This is a genomic window from Neobacillus sp. SuZ13 (assembly GCF_030123365.1).
Taxonomy (GTDB): Bacteria; Bacillota; Bacilli; order Bacillales; family Cytobacillaceae; genus Neobacillus.
In genome coordinates, this window is sequence record NZ_CP126107.1 from 1,359,092 (window position 1) to 1,374,071 (window position 14,980).

Consider the following 14,980-nt stretch of genomic DNA (forward strand, 5'->3'; position numbering starts at 1 on the left):
TTACTAGTCCTCCTTTACAAAAGTCGAATCGAATGCAAGTAGTGTACAAAATTGAATAAGTGCCTTCGCAGATGGTCTGATTTTTCCTAATCCATCTTCAAAGTTTTTCGAGGGTTTAGAGTTTACTTCAATAATCCATGGCTTTCCGTCCTGGTCAACTCCAATATCGATGCCAAGTTCACCAGTTATCCCTGTTTGAGAGTTACTAATAATTGATGCTGTTTCCACTGCTAATTCTTTCATATGTGTAAGCACCTCTAAAGCATTTTTAGGTCCAAGACAAGTTCGCAGAACCTTTAACGGTCTAAGCATCTTTCCACCTCTTGCAATGTTGGAAACAAACTCATTCTTTGCAGCTATCCTTGCCACTATTGAGGTTACTTGCCAATGGTTGTTCAGATTTTTGTGACATAATACCCTAAAATCCATGGAACATGAGTCATACGACATTAATTTAATTCCTTGTTGAATTATAAAAAATCGATTATGGAGAATAGGCTTGATTAGGTTGTGTATTACGTCTAAGTGGTAATGAGAGCTAGAGTTTTCGCTAAGTGATGCAATCGAGGTTTGTAAAGTGTAGTGGATTTCATCTTCTTTTTTCAACTTGATTATATTTCTTCCTTGGCTGCCATGAACCGGCTTTATAAATACCGTTTCATATTCGTCGGTAAGTTCATACAGATGCTCTTTCGTGTATATTTTTGTTTTTGGTAAGAAGGGGAGGAGATTTTTTTCTTGAAATAGTTGATTATATACTTCCCATTTTGATAGGAAGCGTTCATTAAACAAAGGAATCATCATGGTTTCAAGTCTTTTACGAAATTGCTTAAAGGGGACAGATTGTTCAAGTTTACGGGAATGGATACGATTGTAAATCACATCCGGTATTGGATGTTCAAAGGATTTCCATTTCCCATTTAAAAGGTAATAGCCTTGATTTAAAAATTCCTCATATGAAAAAACATAGAAAAAGCCACCAGTTTCAGTAATTCCATGATGAAGTTCCTCGCAAAAAGTATGAATAGAACGAAAGTGTGGTTCTTCCTGTTTAGTGGAAGAGAAATCAGTTACTAGTCCAATCACAGGTCCGAGTTCGAGTGTTAGAAGTTCATCCCGAAAGATGGCTTGAAAATTAAAACTCTGGGTAGGCAGGCAAAAATTCTTGAGAATATTTTCAGGAAAAAGCATCAAATTTTGGGGTTCCAGATCTACTGGTTGAACCACTGTTTGTATTGCTTTTTTTCCTAACTTAATATTTAATTGAAGATTATTCTTATTTAATCCCAAACTAGTAAACAAATGGTTGGATATTTGCACCATGCTGTCATTCTTATTTTTAGGTTTTATTGCTTCGATGGTAACCTGAGTTAATGGTAAAGACATAAACATTCCCCAATTTCTATCTAAATTGGAACCATTATTTCTTATGGGCATTAGTTGATATAGTAATGTATGTAACACGAATCTAGATGGTGATTTTAACATTCTCGCATTTTGGTGAATAGTTTGTTATAGTTGATTCGGATTACAAAAGCGTTTGATTAAAAAGGAGTGTTTACCAATGGCAATTAATTTATATGATTCCGCCTATGCGTTAGAAACAGCTATTCGTCAAAGTGATGAATACACACAACTTCAACAGGCCTATAACGAAGTAAATGCGGACCCAGCAGCGAAACAAATGTTTGATCAGTTCCGCAAAATCCAAATGGACTTGCAACAGAAACAGATGATGGGGCAGGATATCTCTGAACAAGAAATAGCGCAAGCACAATCATCTGTAGGACTTGTTCAGCAAAATGAAAAAATTGCTAGGTTAATGCAAGCAGAACAACGGATGAGCATGGTTATTGGCGAGTTAAACAAAGTAATTATGAAACCTCTAGAAGACCTTTACGGAAAAATGTAAATTGAAATACATGCCTTCGGTATAAACCGAAGGCTTTTTCTTTTTTGCTCTGTTCTACAAATGCCTAAAAAATCATAAAAGTTTATAAAGGCTATTTCACCAAGAACAGGGGGCAACGGAATGATTTATCGCTTGCTTGCTTTAAATATTGATGGCACGCTTCTTCAAACAAACGGAAAAATTCATAAATCAACAAAAGAAGCTATTGAATATGTTCAGCAAAAAGGAATTTATGTCACACTTGTCACATCGAGGAGCTTTCCTTCCACAAGAAAAGTAGCCAAGGCTTTAAAAATAAAATCCCCCCTCATTACACATCAAGGGGCATTTATTGCAAGTTCTGAGGACAAACCAATTTATGTGAAAAGGATTAATGAACAAATTACTTATGATACAGTCAGCTTTTTAGAGGCGCTGCCATGTCAAATTCGTCTTGTTCATGAACAATTTTCATTAGCCAATAAGTTCAAATTGAATAATAATTTATTGGCTAAGACAGTTTTTACCTCAGGAGATCCGGTGTTCTATTCACAGCAATTCGTGTCTTCACTAACTGGGTATCTACATGACCAGCCAGTGAGCCCTCCGAAGATAGAAGTTTATTTTGAAGAAGAAAGTGACCTTCAGGATGCAAAAAAGGCACTTCAAAAAATGTATAATGAGATTGAATTAATTCAACTAGATACTTTACGGTTGGATATTGTCCCAACGGGTGTATCAAAATTATCTGGGTTATCATACCTTGCAAGCCAATTAGGGATTCAAAGAAAAGAAATGGTTTATATCGGCGATTGTCTAGATGACATTCCTTTGCTTGAAGCTGTAGGTCTAGGTGTTTCAATGTGGAATGCCGATTTCGAAGTGAAAAAAGCATCAGATTGGGTGACACGATCACAGAACGAACAAGGTGTTGCCTATATGGTAAAAGAACACTTTAGAAAACAACAGCCAATTGAGTTTTTAAGAAGGATGAATATTATTAAAAAGTAACCTAAAAAAGACATCAACAGTAAAGTGCCGTTGATGTCTTTTTTGAATCAACGGGTAGAAAATTCACTATTTTTAAAAAACTTTCATATATTTCTGTCCTCAATTCCATATATAATAGAATTGATTCAAATGGATGGGAGGGTTTCACGTGTCGATAAACTTTATAACAGATAAGGTGAATGTAAAAGTTATAGGGCGTGTGGCGACAATAGAAATGAACAGACCTGAGTCATTAAATGCCATGGACTCAGAAATGATTAGGGGGCTAGTCTGTAAGCTAAAGGAAATTAGTGAATCGGATGAAATCGATATTGTCGTTCTCAGAGGAAAAGGAAGAGCCTTTTCAGCTGGGGGCGATATTAAATCCATGCTTTCAAACATGACCGAAAACGACTTTTATCCTGTTATGGACAGTATTAGCGAACTAATTGTTACTCTTTATAGCATGCCTAAACTAACTATTAGTGCTATTACAGGTGCAGCGGCTGGCTTGGGGTTCAGTTTCGCGCTAGCAACTGACCATATTATTGCTGAAAAAAATAGTAAACTAGCAATGAATTTTATCGGGATCGGTCTGATTCCAGATGGAGGGGCCCATTTCTTTTTAGAGAAAAAATTGGGAGAGTCAAAAGCTAAACAGGTAATCTGGGACGGAAAAATGATGGATGCTGATGAAGCTTTTGCGTTAGGTTTAATCGAAGAAGTAGCGGAAGCTAATCTTCAGGAGGCATTAGATGCTAGAATTTCAGATTGGTTAAGCAGACCGGTTCAGGCGATGATTAAAACGAAAAAGATATTAGCCGATATGCACCGTCCATACTTATTAAAAATCTTAGAATTAGAAAAACATTCACAGCAAAAAATGCGCGAAACCATTGATCACCAAGAAGGAATAAAGGCATTTATCGAAAAAAGACAACCCAAATTTATAGGTAAATAAACAAAGAAGCACGCGGCTTCTTTTTTTTTTTGCTATTTCAAACCTATCCACATTTACAGCGCTTTCATTTTTAAGAATGAAAGAGTAATAGCTTTCCGCTTGGTGAAGAGCATCGATGTGTACGTTCTAATAAGTTTTTTTCTGCCAACAATTTTTGACCTAATTCTTTTGCCGCATCATCATGCTCAGCCTGGAAGGATTCATCTAAAACCTTTTCCCCATTGGATTCAAATGCAGTTAATTTATAAGTCTTCATTTTAACAACCCCCTTAAAAGAATCTAGTTTTTATCTATTTTCACATAATTTATAAAATTGTGCAAAAAGAAAATGAAACCAAAATATGCCAAATTCGTATGAAAGATGGAGAGGAGTGTGTGCAATGGTTCTGAAACTTGAACATGTCACGAAACGGTTCGGAAATTTTATTGCTGTGGATGATTTATCTTTAGTGATTCCTGAAAAAGAAATGTTTGGCTTTTTAGGGGCTAATGGTGCAGGGAAAACAACGACCTTCCGAATGATCTTAGGGCTGCTGGACACTAGTGGTGGTAAGATTACTTGGGACGGGAACCCGATTGACTATTCCACCAGTCATTTGGTCGGCTATCTCCCTGAAGAGAGAGGTTTGTATCCGAAGCTAAAGGTTCGGGACCAAATCGTCTATTTAGCCAGATTAAGAGGGATGCAAAAATCTCAGGCTCTTACGGAATTAAAATCATGGCTTGTGCGCTTCAAAATTCCTGAGTATGAAAATAAAAAAGTTGAGGAGCTTTCCAAAGGGAATCAACAAAAAATCCAATTCATTGCTGCCGTTGTCCATAAACCAAAATTACTAATCTTGGATGAGCCATTTAGCGGTCTTGACCCAGTAAATGTGGAAATGCTAAAAGAGGCTGTGCTATCTCTGAAAGAAGAGGGGGCGACTATCGTTTTCTCAAGTCATAGAATGGAGCATGTCGAGGAAATGTGTGAACATCTTTGTATCTTGCACAAAGGAAGCCCTGTCGTCCATGGTTCATTAAAAGAAATCAAGCGTTCCTTTGGGAAAAAGAACCTTGTAATCCATGCCGATTTTCCATTAGATTTCTTAAAAAATTATCCTGGAGTCGTAAGGTCAAAACCAACTATGGAAGGAATTCATCTGCAAATTGAAGGAGAGTACATAGCTGAAAAAATACTTAAGGAGATAGTCAATCAAGGGTTTATCCGGAAGTTTGCTCTTGAAGAACCATCATTAAATGATATTTTTATTGAAAAAGTAGGTGATTCCTATGAATAATTTTTGGATTATTCTGTTCCACACTTATTTAAACAAATTGAAAACAAAATCCTTTATCATAACAACCCTTTTAACAGTTGTAATTGTCTTGGTCTTAACTAACTTAACTAATATCATTGATGTCTTCGATAAAAATAATGGGAAAGAAAATGTGGCTGTGCTTGATGAAACAGGTCAACTGTTTGATCCATTCAAAAAACAAGTTAGCACAATTAATAAAGATATTAACTTAACACTTTTCCAAGGCAGTGAAGCAGCGGCAGAAAAAGCAATTGAAAAAGGAACTTACCAAGGAATTGTTCTACTAGGTTTAAATGATGAAAAACTTCCGTTGGCTACTTATAAAGCAAAAAGTATTGCTGATTCATCCTTGTATACTGATCTTCAAACGAGTCTTCAGCAAGTCAAAACTATGCTGGCTGCTTCACAAATTCAGTTGACGCCAGTTCAGCTCGAAAAGCTCTATGAACCAGTGTCTTTTAAGAAAATTGCTCTTGAGAAGAATGCAAAAACGGAAGAGGAACTGAATCAGGCACGTGGTCTGGTTTATGTCTTGCTCTTTATCATATATTTTTCAGTAATTATGTACGCTAATATGATTGCGATGGAAGTAGCAACAGAAAAGTCGTCTAGAGTGATGGAAATTTTAATTTCAAGTGTCTCTCCAATTAAACAGATGTTTGCAAAAATAATTGGAATCGGTTTATTAAGTCTGACACAGCTCGCTGTTTTTCTGTCAGTGGGATATTTCTCTCTCAAACAAAATATGGAATCTTTAAATGAAGGGTTTTTCGGTGTTTATGGTTTTAGTGATATTCCACTGGGAACGATTATTTATGCAATTGTTTTCTTTATTCTTGGCTATTTTCTTTATGCCACACTTGCAGCATTTCTCGGGTCACTTGTCAGCAGAATTGAAGATGTGCAACAAATGATTACACCAATGACTATGCTCGTAGTTGCTGGGTTTATGATTGCTATGTTTGGCTTAGGAAAGCCGGATGCTCCGTTCATAACGGTGACATCTTTCATCCCGTTCTTTACACCAATGATCATGTTTCTGCGGGTTGGAATGTTGACAATTCCGGTCTGGGAGGCAATGGTAGGAATTGCTATCTTAGTGGCAACAATTGTTTTCTTAGCAACATTTGGCGCACGAGTTTATCGTGGTGGTGTCTTAATGTATGGACAATCGAATTCCTTTAAAGATATTAAAAAAGCATTACAGCTGACAAAGAACGAATAAGGTAGTAAAAGATAGTGTCCCAAAAGTATAACTTTTAGGGCACCTTTTTTTTATCGTTCTTTTAAATTAGTCTGTTGATTTGCTCTCCAGGCGCTTCGCTTTCCGCGGGCGTGCCGGGGAGCCTCCTCGTCGCTGCGCTCCTGCGGGGTCTCCCCTGCCCCGTACTCCCGCAGGAGTCTTCGCGCCTTCCGCTCCAATCAACAGGTGTAACAATGTAGACCCTTAACACTCAATAAATAATAAAAAAAGTGGTGAATTCAATGTTTAAGCAAAAGACTCAATCCAAAGTGAATATGATTTTTTGTTTCTATTGATTAATGACAGGCTCTACTTAATGCGTCCTGCTAAAATTTAAAAAGGTTTCAACATATTTAGCTAGAGTAGCTAAAGTGTGTGGTAATACTTAGTTGATTTGTCCCCTGTTGATTGGAGTGGAGGGCACCGACTCCTGCGGGATAGAGAGGTCACGGGAGACCCCGCAGGCGCCAAAGCGCCGAGGAGGCTCCAGGACCTCCCCGCGGAAAGCGAGTGCCCGGAGCGGAAATCAACAGGTCCATTAGCAGAAACATTCAATTAAATATAACCCTCCTCGACAATCTGAGTATTTACCAAGCGGTAAATGCTCTTTTTTTTCAATAAATATCTGACAAGAACGTGCATTCGTATTTCTGTGGTGCTACAATGAAGAAAAGAAGTGGAAAGGAATGTCTTATGAAAAGAATATCATTCATTCATGCAGCGGACCTGCACTTGGATAGCCCAATGGTCGGATTAAAGTATTTGCCTCAAGACATCTTTACCCGAGTAAAAGAGAGCACCTTTACGGCTTTAAAAAAGGTTACGGAGGCCGCGATTCATCATCAGGTTGACTTTGTTATTCTAGCAGGCGATTTATTCGACGGAGAGGATCGCAGCCTGCGGGCACAATCCCGGTTTCGGACAGAGATGCTTAAGTTGGCAGAAAACAAGATTCATGTTTATGTAATCCACGGCAATCACGACCATTTAAACGGATCATGGGTACATCTTAATATGCCAGCAAATGTTCATGTGTTTAATAGCAAGGTAGAAACCAAAGTTTTACATACAGAGAACGGTGAGATTGTCCATCTATATGGTTTTAGTTATCCAACACGACATGTCTATGATAGAAAAATAGATGAATATAGGAAGAAAGATGGCGCTGACTTTCATATTGGGATACTCCATGGAAATGAAAGCGGAGGGGTAGATCATGATAACTATGCCCCTTTTTCAGTTAGTGATTTACATAAGAAAGAATTTGATTACTGGGCTTTAGGTCATATTCATAAACGAGCTGTCTTATCAGAATCCCCGCCGATTATTTATCCAGGTAATATTCAAGGCAGGAATAAGAAAGAAAAAGGTATGAAGGGTATCTACCATGTAACATTGACAGATTTTGATAAGAAAATAAATTTTTTAGAAACAGCCGATATTATTTGGGAAGAAACAGTAATTGATGCTGCTTCGGCCAAAAACTTCTATGATGTTTTACAATTATGCCAAACAACCATTAATAGTTTTCGGAGGGAACAAAAAGGAACGTTATTAACACTTTCCTTGAAAAATATTGTACTAGCAGATGAGCGTGAACAAAAAAGCTTGAAGGGCGAACTGTTAGAACTTCTTTTAGAGAATGAAAAAGAAGAGGAATCCTTCGTATGGATTGTTGACTTAACTGTTATTGAAGGGCAGCTAATAGATAAGGAACAGTTGAAAAGAGACGCAAACTTTTATGCTGAACTTTTTGAAACGATTGAAAATTATGCAGATGTCGACCTAGCCTTAGCTCCCCTATTCGAACATCAATTAGGGAGAAAATATATCAACCAGTTATCAACTGCAGATCAAGAAGAGATAATCAACAAAGCAGAGAAATTGCTGCTCGAATTACTTTATCAATCATAGAGGAAGGAGTGAAGAGTTTTGAAAATTCTTGAGCTGCATATATATGGATTTGGCCAATTAGAGAATGTTGAAATTATTGACCTTCACGATTTTCAAGTTTTCTATGGAGAAAATGAAGCTGGGAAGTCTACGATTATGGCCTTTATCCATGCAATTATTTTCGGCTTCCCTACAAAACAACAGACAACCGAACTACGCTATGAGCCAAAACACAGTACTAAATATGGTGGTAAAATCCGAATTTTACATGAAAAACATGGCGGTGCTGTAATCGAACGAGTAAAGGGAAAAGCTGCGGGTGATGTTAAGGTCTTTATGGATAATGGCAAGATGGGTGGCGAAGAACTTCTTAAGGAATTAACAGGAAACTTTGATAAAAGCCTATTTCAATCTATTTTTTCTTTTAATTTGCAGGGATTACAAAATATTCATCAGATGAAAAGCGAAGAGATTGGTAAATTTCTGTTTTCCGCGGGGACATTAGGAACAGAAAGGTTGTCAAAAACCGAAGCTGCTCTACAGAAAGAGCTCGATGCTCGTTTTAAGCCATCTGGGAAGAAACCCTTATTGAATGAAAAGTTACAAGCAATCCATGAAATAAATAAAGAATTGAAAGCAGCAGAAGCAAAAAATAGAGATTATACAATCTTAGTAGAAAAGAAAGAAACGCTCGAAATGGAAATGAAGGCAGTAAACCATTCGTTGCAGGAAATAAGAGAAAAAATAGAAAAACTTAATGAATGGAAAAGAATCGAATCCATAGTCAAAGATGAAAAGTGGACAAAGAATGAACTTAATGAATTAGGTAACATTGAATTCCCTGTACGTGGGATTGAAAGAATCGAAAAGATAAATCAGCTCATCCACCCCTACAAGGCAGAGATTAAAAGCATTTCCGAAAGAATTGAAAATTTGCAAGAAGAAGCAGCGGGGATTCAACCTAATCTTTCGTTTCTAAAAAATGAACCTGCTCTCTTAGCTTTGCTGGATCAAGTTTCTCTCTACGACCAATTAAAGCAGGAAAGACTGCAATGTGAAACAAAACTTTTAGCATTTGAAGAAGAGTTGTCGATTACTAGGGAAAAACTTCATTTAAATATTGATGAAGAAGAAATCTTTGCATTAAATACAAATATTTATATGAAAAATCAGGTTGAAGTAGTATCACAGAAAATACAAAAGCTAAACGAAGTTAAGGAAGAGTTAGAGAATCAGTATCAAGAAGAAAAAGGCAGATTAGAGGAAATAGAAAAAGAGGTTCGGTCTTCAGAGAGACAAGTTCTTACAAAACAGGAACGGCTTGCATTGGAAGAGAAGGTAAATTCGAGCGCTGATAAAGAGAACATAGAAAGGGAATTAAGGACTCTACGTGACAAAATAGACTTTTATCAACAGTTCAATGAACGTGATAAAGCAGCAGTGGAAAGGGAAGGGAAGCAAAAGAAACTTCAGTATTTACTTTTTGAGGTTATTTTAATTGCCTTAACAGTTTATGGGATAGCTACAAAGCAGTGGTTTTTATTCACGATAGGTGTTCTCAGTTGTATATTACTTGTCGTCCTGATGACAAAAAAGAACAAGCTGCCGAAGGATGCTGAGCTAAATCAAACGATAAAAGGCTTAAAAGAAAAGGAAGAGCAGTTAATGCAAAAACTGCAATCAGCCCAATATATTGAAATCTCAAAGCTAGAAGAACAATTAGCCTTGGATAATCAGAGGAGAGCAGAGCTTCAGACAGTAAAAATGAAGTTGAAACATCAACAAACTCAATATGAAAAGATCATTGCTAAATTTGAACAATGGGAGTTGGAGAACGCCCAAACGAATGAAAAGCTTGCTTCCATTAGTCATGAACTACGAATACCTGAGTATATTGCAAAGTCCTTCTTACTAGAAGCATTCAAACTGATTGAACAGTTTAAGTTGATCAGTAGAGAGAAAAAACAATATCAGTTAAGACTTCAACAAATAGAGCAGCACCAGGAAAAAATAGTAAAAGGATTAAACAACTTTTCAAACCTTTATTTAAATGAAAAGGGCTTAGACTTGTATAACGCTGCCTATTTACTGCGTAATAAGTTAAAGGAGGAGCATGGTAAGCAAATCGTGAGTCAGGAGCGAAAGGTGAAACTTAGCGACCTTGAAGCCGATTTAAGGCAAAAAGTACAAGCGTTTAAGCATCTCCAAGCGGAATTTCAAACCCTTATCTCATCAGCAAAAGTGGAAACAGAACAACAATTTTACGAACTTGGTGCAAAAGCAGAAAAGCAGGGACAACTGTTAGAAAGACTTAACTCACTACAGAGTCAACTGCAATACTCTAATCTCTCAGAAGTAGAAAGGGAAAATTTTCTCCAAATGCGTCAAAGCACAGAATTAGTGGCCGAATGTAACCTGCAGGTTCATGAATGGGAAGTTAAACTTAAGGAACTTCAGGAAAAGCATGCTTCCATCAAATACGAGATACAAATATTAGAAGAGGGCGGTATATACTCAGATATACTCCATTACTACAAACAGAAAAAATTTGAACTAGAAGAAGCAGTAAAGGAGTGGTCTGTCTACTGTATCGCGCAAGATATCCTCTCTAATACGATTGAAACGTATAAGAACATACATTTACCTAGAATGATCTCAAAAGCGGAAGAATATTTGTTGTTTCTCACCGATGGAAACTATCAAAGAATCCATTTACAAAATTCTGGTTCAGGATTCTTAGTTGAGAGAAGGGATCATACCATATTTGAAGCAAATGAACTAAGTCAAGCAACAACCGAACAGTTATACGTGGCCATTCGGCTTGCCTTTGCTGTTACAGTATATGAAAAATATCAGTTTCCAATTATTATCGATGATAGTTTTGTTAATTTTGATGCGAAAAGGACGGAAAAGGTGTTAGAACTTCTTAAAGGGCTGAAAAGAAATCAACTATTATTTTTTACTTGTCATAAGCATTTGCTAACCTTTTTTGAAAGGGAAAATGTTCTTTTTTTAGAAAAAGGTGCTGTTCAGATAATTTCATAGAGTAATATTAGGATATGTTATACTCTTACTAATGGGAAGGACGTGAATATAATGGGTAAAGGAATATTAAAGCATGAAATTGGAGAGCAGGTAGAATTATTTCTATTAATAAAGAATTCAACAAAAGGGATTGCAAGCAACGGCAAACCTTTTTTAACACTGATTCTTCAGGATAAAAGCGGGGAAATCGAAGCAAAACTTTGGGATGTTAATGAAGAGGATGGAAAGAGTTATGCTCCACAAAGTATTGTGAAAATACTGGGTGAGGTACAAAATTATCGGGGGAAAAGTCAATTGAAAATTCGTCAAATTCGACGAACAGGTCCATCTGACGGCGTAAAGTTAGATGACTTTTTGGAGACCGCCCCAATTAGCCAGGAAGAAATGGCTGGCAAACTTACACAATATATTTTTGATATGAAAAATCCCAATATCCAAAGAATAACACGCCATTTAATTAAAAAGCATCAGAAGGCTTTTTTAGAGTTTCCTGCAGCAACAAAAAATCACCACGAGTTTGTCTCGGGGCTTGCCTTTCATGTTGTAAGTATGCTTGATTTGGCTAAATCCATTGCCAATCTTTATCCAAGTCTTGATAAGGATTTGCTCTATGCAGGGGTTATATTACACGATATGGGGAAAGTACTGGAACTTTCAGGTCCGATTTCAACTGTATATACCATTGAAGGAAATTTACTGGGGCATATTACGATTATGGTTAACGAAATTGGCAAAGCAGCGGAAGAACTAGGTATATCTGGTGAAGAAGTACTAATCCTCCAACATCTTGTGCTTAGTCATCATGGAAAAGCGGAATGGGGAAGTCCAAAACCTCCAATGATTAAAGAAGCAGAAATCCTTCATTATATCGATAATCTTGATGCGAAAATGAATATGCTTGACCGTGCCTTGGAAAGAGTGAAGCCAGGTGAATTCACAGAAAGAATTTTTGCATTGGAGAATCGTTCCTTTTATAAGCCGGTGTTTCATAAGTAAAATAACCTCCTTTTGAGGTTATTTTTTTTGTGTAACAGTTCATAATTTCCTATTAAACGAATATGATTTAGTAAAAGTGGACAACCACTATGAAGGGAGCAAGATAAATTGACTATTCCTATTTGGGTATATGCAGTTGTGGTTGGTATTGTGATAAGTGCGCTAATGGCGATAAAGACAGGAAGAGAAGAGCGGCAATTAGAGATGGAAAACATTGAGCAGGAAGGCGAAATCTATATGAAACGCCTTGAACGAGAAAAAGAAAAACGGGAAGAAATTGGAGCAACAGGAGAATAAGAAAAGCGGAAGCGCCTCGTTCAGGGGCGACAGGCATAAGTCGAGCCGGCGTGAAGGTTGTTTTTGACCTTCATGACGGATTGGCTTATGACCCCGAGCCCCTAGGCGCTGGAGCTAGACAGTAATCTAAGTTCAAAAACTTATCTTCTTATCATTTAAAAAAGCGGAAGCGCCATTAATGGCGTTTCCGCTTTTTGTTCTAATTACTGTGGAGCAGCTTCTGTTCCGGTTTGAGGAGTAAGCGCATCCTTTAAGTCCTTGTCGCTAACTTTAACATCTGCAGCTTCAAGTTCACGCTTCATAGCTTTATTAATTTCTTCTGTTGTCAATTTTGAAGTTTTTACTTGGGTTTCGATTTCGGCCTTCATTTCAGCATATGGTTTCTTTTCTTTTTTGTCAGTTAATTGAATGATATGATAACCAAATTGCGACTTAACTGGACCGCTAATTTCATTTACTTTTAGAGCATATGCTGCTTTTTCAAAGTCTGGATCCATCTTACCAGTACCAAACCAGCCTAAGTCCCCGCCGTTTGCTTTAGAACCCTCATCTGTTGAATATTTTTTTGCCACATCTTCAAATTTTTCACCTTTATCAAGCTTGCTCTTCACTTCTTTTGCTGTTTTTTCATCGGCAACAAGAATGTGTCGAGCTTTAATTTCTGGCTGGTACGTATCATAGTAATCCTTTAATTCCTTTTCAGTTACCTTAACGCCTTTAAGGGCAGCTTTTTCCTGCATCATGCCTAATTTCATTGTTTTCTTCAAATCATCTTCGCTTTTATAGCCGTACTGTGCGAGGGTAGTTTCAAAATTTGCACCTAGATCTGTTTTTAATTGATCAATTTTTGCATTTAATTCCTTATCTGTCACCTTGTATTTCTTAGATAGAACTTTTTCATATACTAGTTGCTGAAGGGCTTGATCACCATACTTTTCCTTCATTGTATTGTAGAGTTCTTCTTGTGTAACATTACCCACTTTGCTCTCTGCCACTGTATCAGAACCACTTTGGTTACATGCACTTAATGCAAGTACTCCACCGGCTAATGTAAGGGCTAATATCCATTTTTTCATGATGAAATCTCTCCTAAATAGTATATTCTTGTCCACAAACTCTACTATAACATAAATGGTAACTCCTGCAAAAATAATAACTATGTTTATTATTTGAAATTTTCCACAAAAGGTAAATTGAACTTTTCAAAAAAAAATGGGAAGTGCCTAAACGAAATGACCAGTCGTTGAATAGTATATCGTAGAAAATGAAAAAGGAGGTATTACGATGAGCCATGGTTATGGAGCGGGCTTTGCTCTAATTGTAGTACTTTTCATACTATTAATTATTGTTGGAGCTTCTTGGTGTTGGTGTTAATTTCCTCAAAAAAGACCATTAATGAATGGAGGTAAATTTATGTCTGGTGGAGCAGGTTACGGCGCAGGATTTGCGTTAGTGGTAGTTCTATTCATCTTATTAATAATCATCGGCGCTTCTTGGGTTTATTAATAAAGTCACAAACTAAAAGCGATGAGAAATACTCTCATCGCTTCTATGTGTTAATTATACATATCCTTTTTCGCTTGGAGCTCTAGTTGGATTATGTATATAAAATTTCCAAGTATGATGATATCAGAAGAATCGTAATGAGGATATTAATTGTACGAAATACCTTATGTTGGTTTTCTTCAGGGATTTCCTTTTGCATACAAAGTGAATTGGTCATTTTATTTACATAAAACAAGATAAAAATAGCGAAGACAATAAAAATGGAGATCATCAATGATTCCCTCCCTGATGTTCGTATTATGTTTATTACAATATCAAAAATTACAAAAAAAAGATAGTCATAAAGAATGGAAGAGTTTTAGGTTTTAAGGGATTTCCATGAACCCAATTTATTTTTGGAGGATATTTCTTCAAAAAAATTTTTCCTGTTTTAAGTTAAAATGGTTTACCCCATCTTTTAAAAGGTTAATAATAAATATATAAAAATGTAAAAGTTCTGAAAAGAGGCCTAGTGAATGACTGAAAATGAATTGATGGAAAGAATAAACCTTCTTGAATATCATCAAAAGCTATTATTAAAGTTACTCAACAATCCGAAGCTCGAATTATATAAACTTATTATTGAAAATGGAATTACAGAACAGGAAGCAGGACAGTTTTTTTCTTTATGTGACAAAATGAACTTAAAATTAGAAGAACAAAAAGCGGAAGGGTACGTAAACTTCCATCCGCTTTTTCATGAATTATCATCATCATTACCGTCATCTTTAAAGATTAAAGACGTTATCAATGCTTGTTTAAAACAAAAGATTTGCTTGTCCCTTTTTCAAGAGTTGGAAAAATACTTATAATACTGA

At 36.5% G+C, this 14,980-nt stretch carries 16 protein-coding genes; 12 read left to right on the top strand and 4 right to left on the bottom strand.

Translation table 11 applies throughout. The features are described 5' to 3' along the window. Positions 1-3: 3 nt before the first annotated feature. Positions 4-1,386, bottom strand: a complete 1,383-nt coding sequence (locus QNH17_RS06495; RefSeq protein ID WP_283877938.1) for a YheC/YheD family endospore coat-associated protein — start codon at positions 1,384-1,386, stop codon at positions 4-6. Between the two features lie 178 nt (positions 1,387-1,564). Here QNH17_RS06495 and QNH17_RS06500 point away from each other — a divergent pair, with 178 nt between their 5' ends. The 3 genes from QNH17_RS06500 (at position 1,565) to QNH17_RS06510 (ending at position 3,842) form a co-directional block, all read left to right on the top strand. Further along, complete coding sequence (locus tag QNH17_RS06500) at positions 1,565-1,912, top strand: YlbF/YmcA family competence regulator (RefSeq protein WP_283877939.1); 348 nt, start codon at positions 1,565-1,567, stop codon at positions 1,910-1,912. Between the two features lie 120 nt (positions 1,913-2,032). Further along, on the top strand, positions 2,033-2,902 hold the full coding sequence (locus tag QNH17_RS06505) for a Cof-type HAD-IIB family hydrolase (RefSeq protein ID WP_283877940.1): 870 nt from the start codon (positions 2,033-2,035) through the stop codon (positions 2,900-2,902). Positions 2,903-3,035: 133 nt separating this feature from the next. Then, complete coding sequence (locus tag QNH17_RS06510) at positions 3,036-3,842, top strand: enoyl-CoA hydratase (protein WP_481858576.1); 807 nt, start codon at positions 3,036-3,038, stop codon at positions 3,840-3,842. Between the two features lie 70 nt (positions 3,843-3,912). On the opposite strand, the gene QNH17_RS06515 is transcribed toward QNH17_RS06510, so the two are convergent. Further along, positions 3,913-4,098: a YhzD family protein gene (locus QNH17_RS06515; protein ID WP_283877942.1), complete on the bottom strand. Its 186-nt coding sequence runs from the start codon at positions 4,096-4,098 to the stop codon at positions 3,913-3,915. A 124-nt stretch (positions 4,099-4,222) separates the two neighbouring features. On the opposite strand from QNH17_RS06515, the gene QNH17_RS06520 reads away from it, so the two are divergent. The 6 genes from QNH17_RS06520 (at position 4,223) to QNH17_RS06545 (ending at position 12,617) form a co-directional block, all read left to right on the top strand. Further along, positions 4,223-5,122, top strand: a complete 900-nt coding sequence (locus QNH17_RS06520) for an ABC transporter ATP-binding protein (RefSeq protein WP_283877943.1) — start codon at positions 4,223-4,225, stop codon at positions 5,120-5,122. Continuing rightward, a complete protein-coding gene (locus QNH17_RS06525) occupies positions 5,115-6,368 on the top strand; it encodes an ABC transporter permease (protein WP_283877944.1) in 1,254 nt (417 codons plus the stop codon). The genes QNH17_RS06520 and QNH17_RS06525 overlap by 8 nt, the downstream gene beginning before the upstream one ends. Positions 6,369-7,079: 711 nt before the next feature. Continuing rightward, on the top strand, positions 7,080-8,300 hold the full coding sequence (locus tag QNH17_RS06530) for a metallophosphoesterase family protein (RefSeq protein ID WP_283877945.1): 1,221 nt from the start codon (positions 7,080-7,082) through the stop codon (positions 8,298-8,300). A gap of 18 nt (positions 8,301-8,318) precedes the next feature. Next, positions 8,319-11,324: an AAA family ATPase gene (locus tag QNH17_RS06535; protein WP_283877946.1), complete on the top strand. Its 3,006-nt coding sequence runs from the start codon at positions 8,319-8,321 to the stop codon at positions 11,322-11,324. 51 nt (positions 11,325-11,375) lie between these two features. Next, positions 11,376-12,320 carry a 3'-5' exoribonuclease YhaM gene (gene yhaM / locus QNH17_RS06540; RefSeq protein WP_283877947.1) on the top strand — a complete coding sequence of 315 codons (945 nt, stop codon included), beginning with the start codon at positions 11,376-11,378 and terminating at the stop codon, positions 12,318-12,320. 108 nt (positions 12,321-12,428) lie between these two features. Then, entirely contained in the window at positions 12,429-12,617 is a 189-nt protein-coding gene (locus tag QNH17_RS06545; RefSeq protein ID WP_283877948.1) for a sporulation YhaL family protein, read from the top strand. Positions 12,618-12,820: 203 nt separating this feature from the next. Here QNH17_RS06545 and QNH17_RS06550 read toward each other — a convergent pair whose 3' ends face one another. Next, positions 12,821-13,693 carry a peptidylprolyl isomerase gene (locus QNH17_RS06550; RefSeq protein WP_283877949.1) on the bottom strand — a complete coding sequence of 291 codons (873 nt, stop codon included), beginning with the start codon at positions 13,691-13,693 and terminating at the stop codon, positions 12,821-12,823. 208 nt (positions 13,694-13,901) lie between these two features. Here QNH17_RS06550 and QNH17_RS06555 point away from each other — a divergent pair, with 208 nt between their 5' ends. Both QNH17_RS06555 and QNH17_RS06560 read left to right on the top strand, forming a co-directional pair. Next, positions 13,902-13,991: a YjcZ family sporulation protein gene (locus tag QNH17_RS06555; RefSeq protein ID WP_035445724.1), complete on the top strand. Its 90-nt coding sequence runs from the start codon at positions 13,902-13,904 to the stop codon at positions 13,989-13,991. Positions 13,992-14,030: 39 nt separating this feature from the next. Then, a complete protein-coding gene (locus tag QNH17_RS06560) occupies positions 14,031-14,123 on the top strand; it encodes a YjcZ family sporulation protein (protein WP_026566064.1) in 93 nt (30 codons plus the stop codon). A 91-nt stretch (positions 14,124-14,214) separates the two neighbouring features. On the opposite strand, the gene QNH17_RS06565 is transcribed toward QNH17_RS06560, so the two are convergent. Next, positions 14,215-14,394 (bottom strand): hypothetical protein, encoded by a 180-nt coding sequence (locus tag QNH17_RS06565; RefSeq protein WP_026566065.1) that lies wholly within the window; start codon positions 14,392-14,394, stop codon positions 14,215-14,217. 244 nt (positions 14,395-14,638) lie between these two features. Here QNH17_RS06565 and QNH17_RS06570 point away from each other — a divergent pair, with 244 nt between their 5' ends. Beyond that, the gene (locus QNH17_RS06570) at positions 14,639-14,974 is read left to right on the top strand and encodes a DUF1878 family protein (RefSeq protein ID WP_283877950.1); all 336 of its coding nucleotides are present in this window, start codon (positions 14,639-14,641) and stop codon (positions 14,972-14,974) included. The last annotated feature ends 6 nt before the right edge of the window (positions 14,975-14,980 follow it).

Bases quoted from the DNA above. Each gene is read 5' to 3' on its own strand.
- QNH17_RS06495 (WP_283877938.1), bottom strand. From the start codon at position 1,386: ATGTCTTTACCATTAACTCAGGTTACCATCGAAGCAATAAAACCTAAA.
- QNH17_RS06500 (WP_283877939.1), top strand. From the start codon at position 1,565: ATGGCAATTAATTTATATGATTCCGCCTATGCGTTAGAAACAGCTATT.
- QNH17_RS06505 (WP_283877940.1), top strand. From the start codon at position 2,033: ATGATTTATCGCTTGCTTGCTTTAAATATTGATGGCACGCTTCTTCAA.
- QNH17_RS06510 (WP_481858576.1), top strand. From the start codon at position 3,036: ATGGGAGGGTTTCACGTGTCGATAAACTTTATAACAGATAAGGTGAAT.
- QNH17_RS06515 (WP_283877942.1), bottom strand. From the start codon at position 4,098: ATGAAGACTTATAAATTAACTGCATTTGAATCCAATGGGGAAAAGGTT.
- QNH17_RS06520 (WP_283877943.1), top strand. From the start codon at position 4,223: ATGGTTCTGAAACTTGAACATGTCACGAAACGGTTCGGAAATTTTATT.
- QNH17_RS06525 (WP_283877944.1), top strand. From the start codon at position 5,115: ATGAATAATTTTTGGATTATTCTGTTCCACACTTATTTAAACAAATTG.
- QNH17_RS06530 (WP_283877945.1), top strand. From the start codon at position 7,080: ATGAAAAGAATATCATTCATTCATGCAGCGGACCTGCACTTGGATAGC.
- yhaM (WP_283877947.1), top strand. From the start codon at position 11,376: ATGGGTAAAGGAATATTAAAGCATGAAATTGGAGAGCAGGTAGAATTA.
- QNH17_RS06550 (WP_283877949.1), bottom strand. From the start codon at position 13,693: ATGAAAAAATGGATATTAGCCCTTACATTAGCCGGTGGAGTACTTGCA.
- QNH17_RS06555 (WP_035445724.1), top strand. From the start codon at position 13,902: ATGAGCCATGGTTATGGAGCGGGCTTTGCTCTAATTGTAGTACTTTTC.
- QNH17_RS06560 (WP_026566064.1), top strand. From the start codon at position 14,031: ATGTCTGGTGGAGCAGGTTACGGCGCAGGATTTGCGTTAGTGGTAGTT.
- QNH17_RS06565 (WP_026566065.1), bottom strand. From the start codon at position 14,394: ATGATCTCCATTTTTATTGTCTTCGCTATTTTTATCTTGTTTTATGTA.
- QNH17_RS06570 (WP_283877950.1), top strand. From the start codon at position 14,639: ATGACTGAAAATGAATTGATGGAAAGAATAAACCTTCTTGAATATCAT.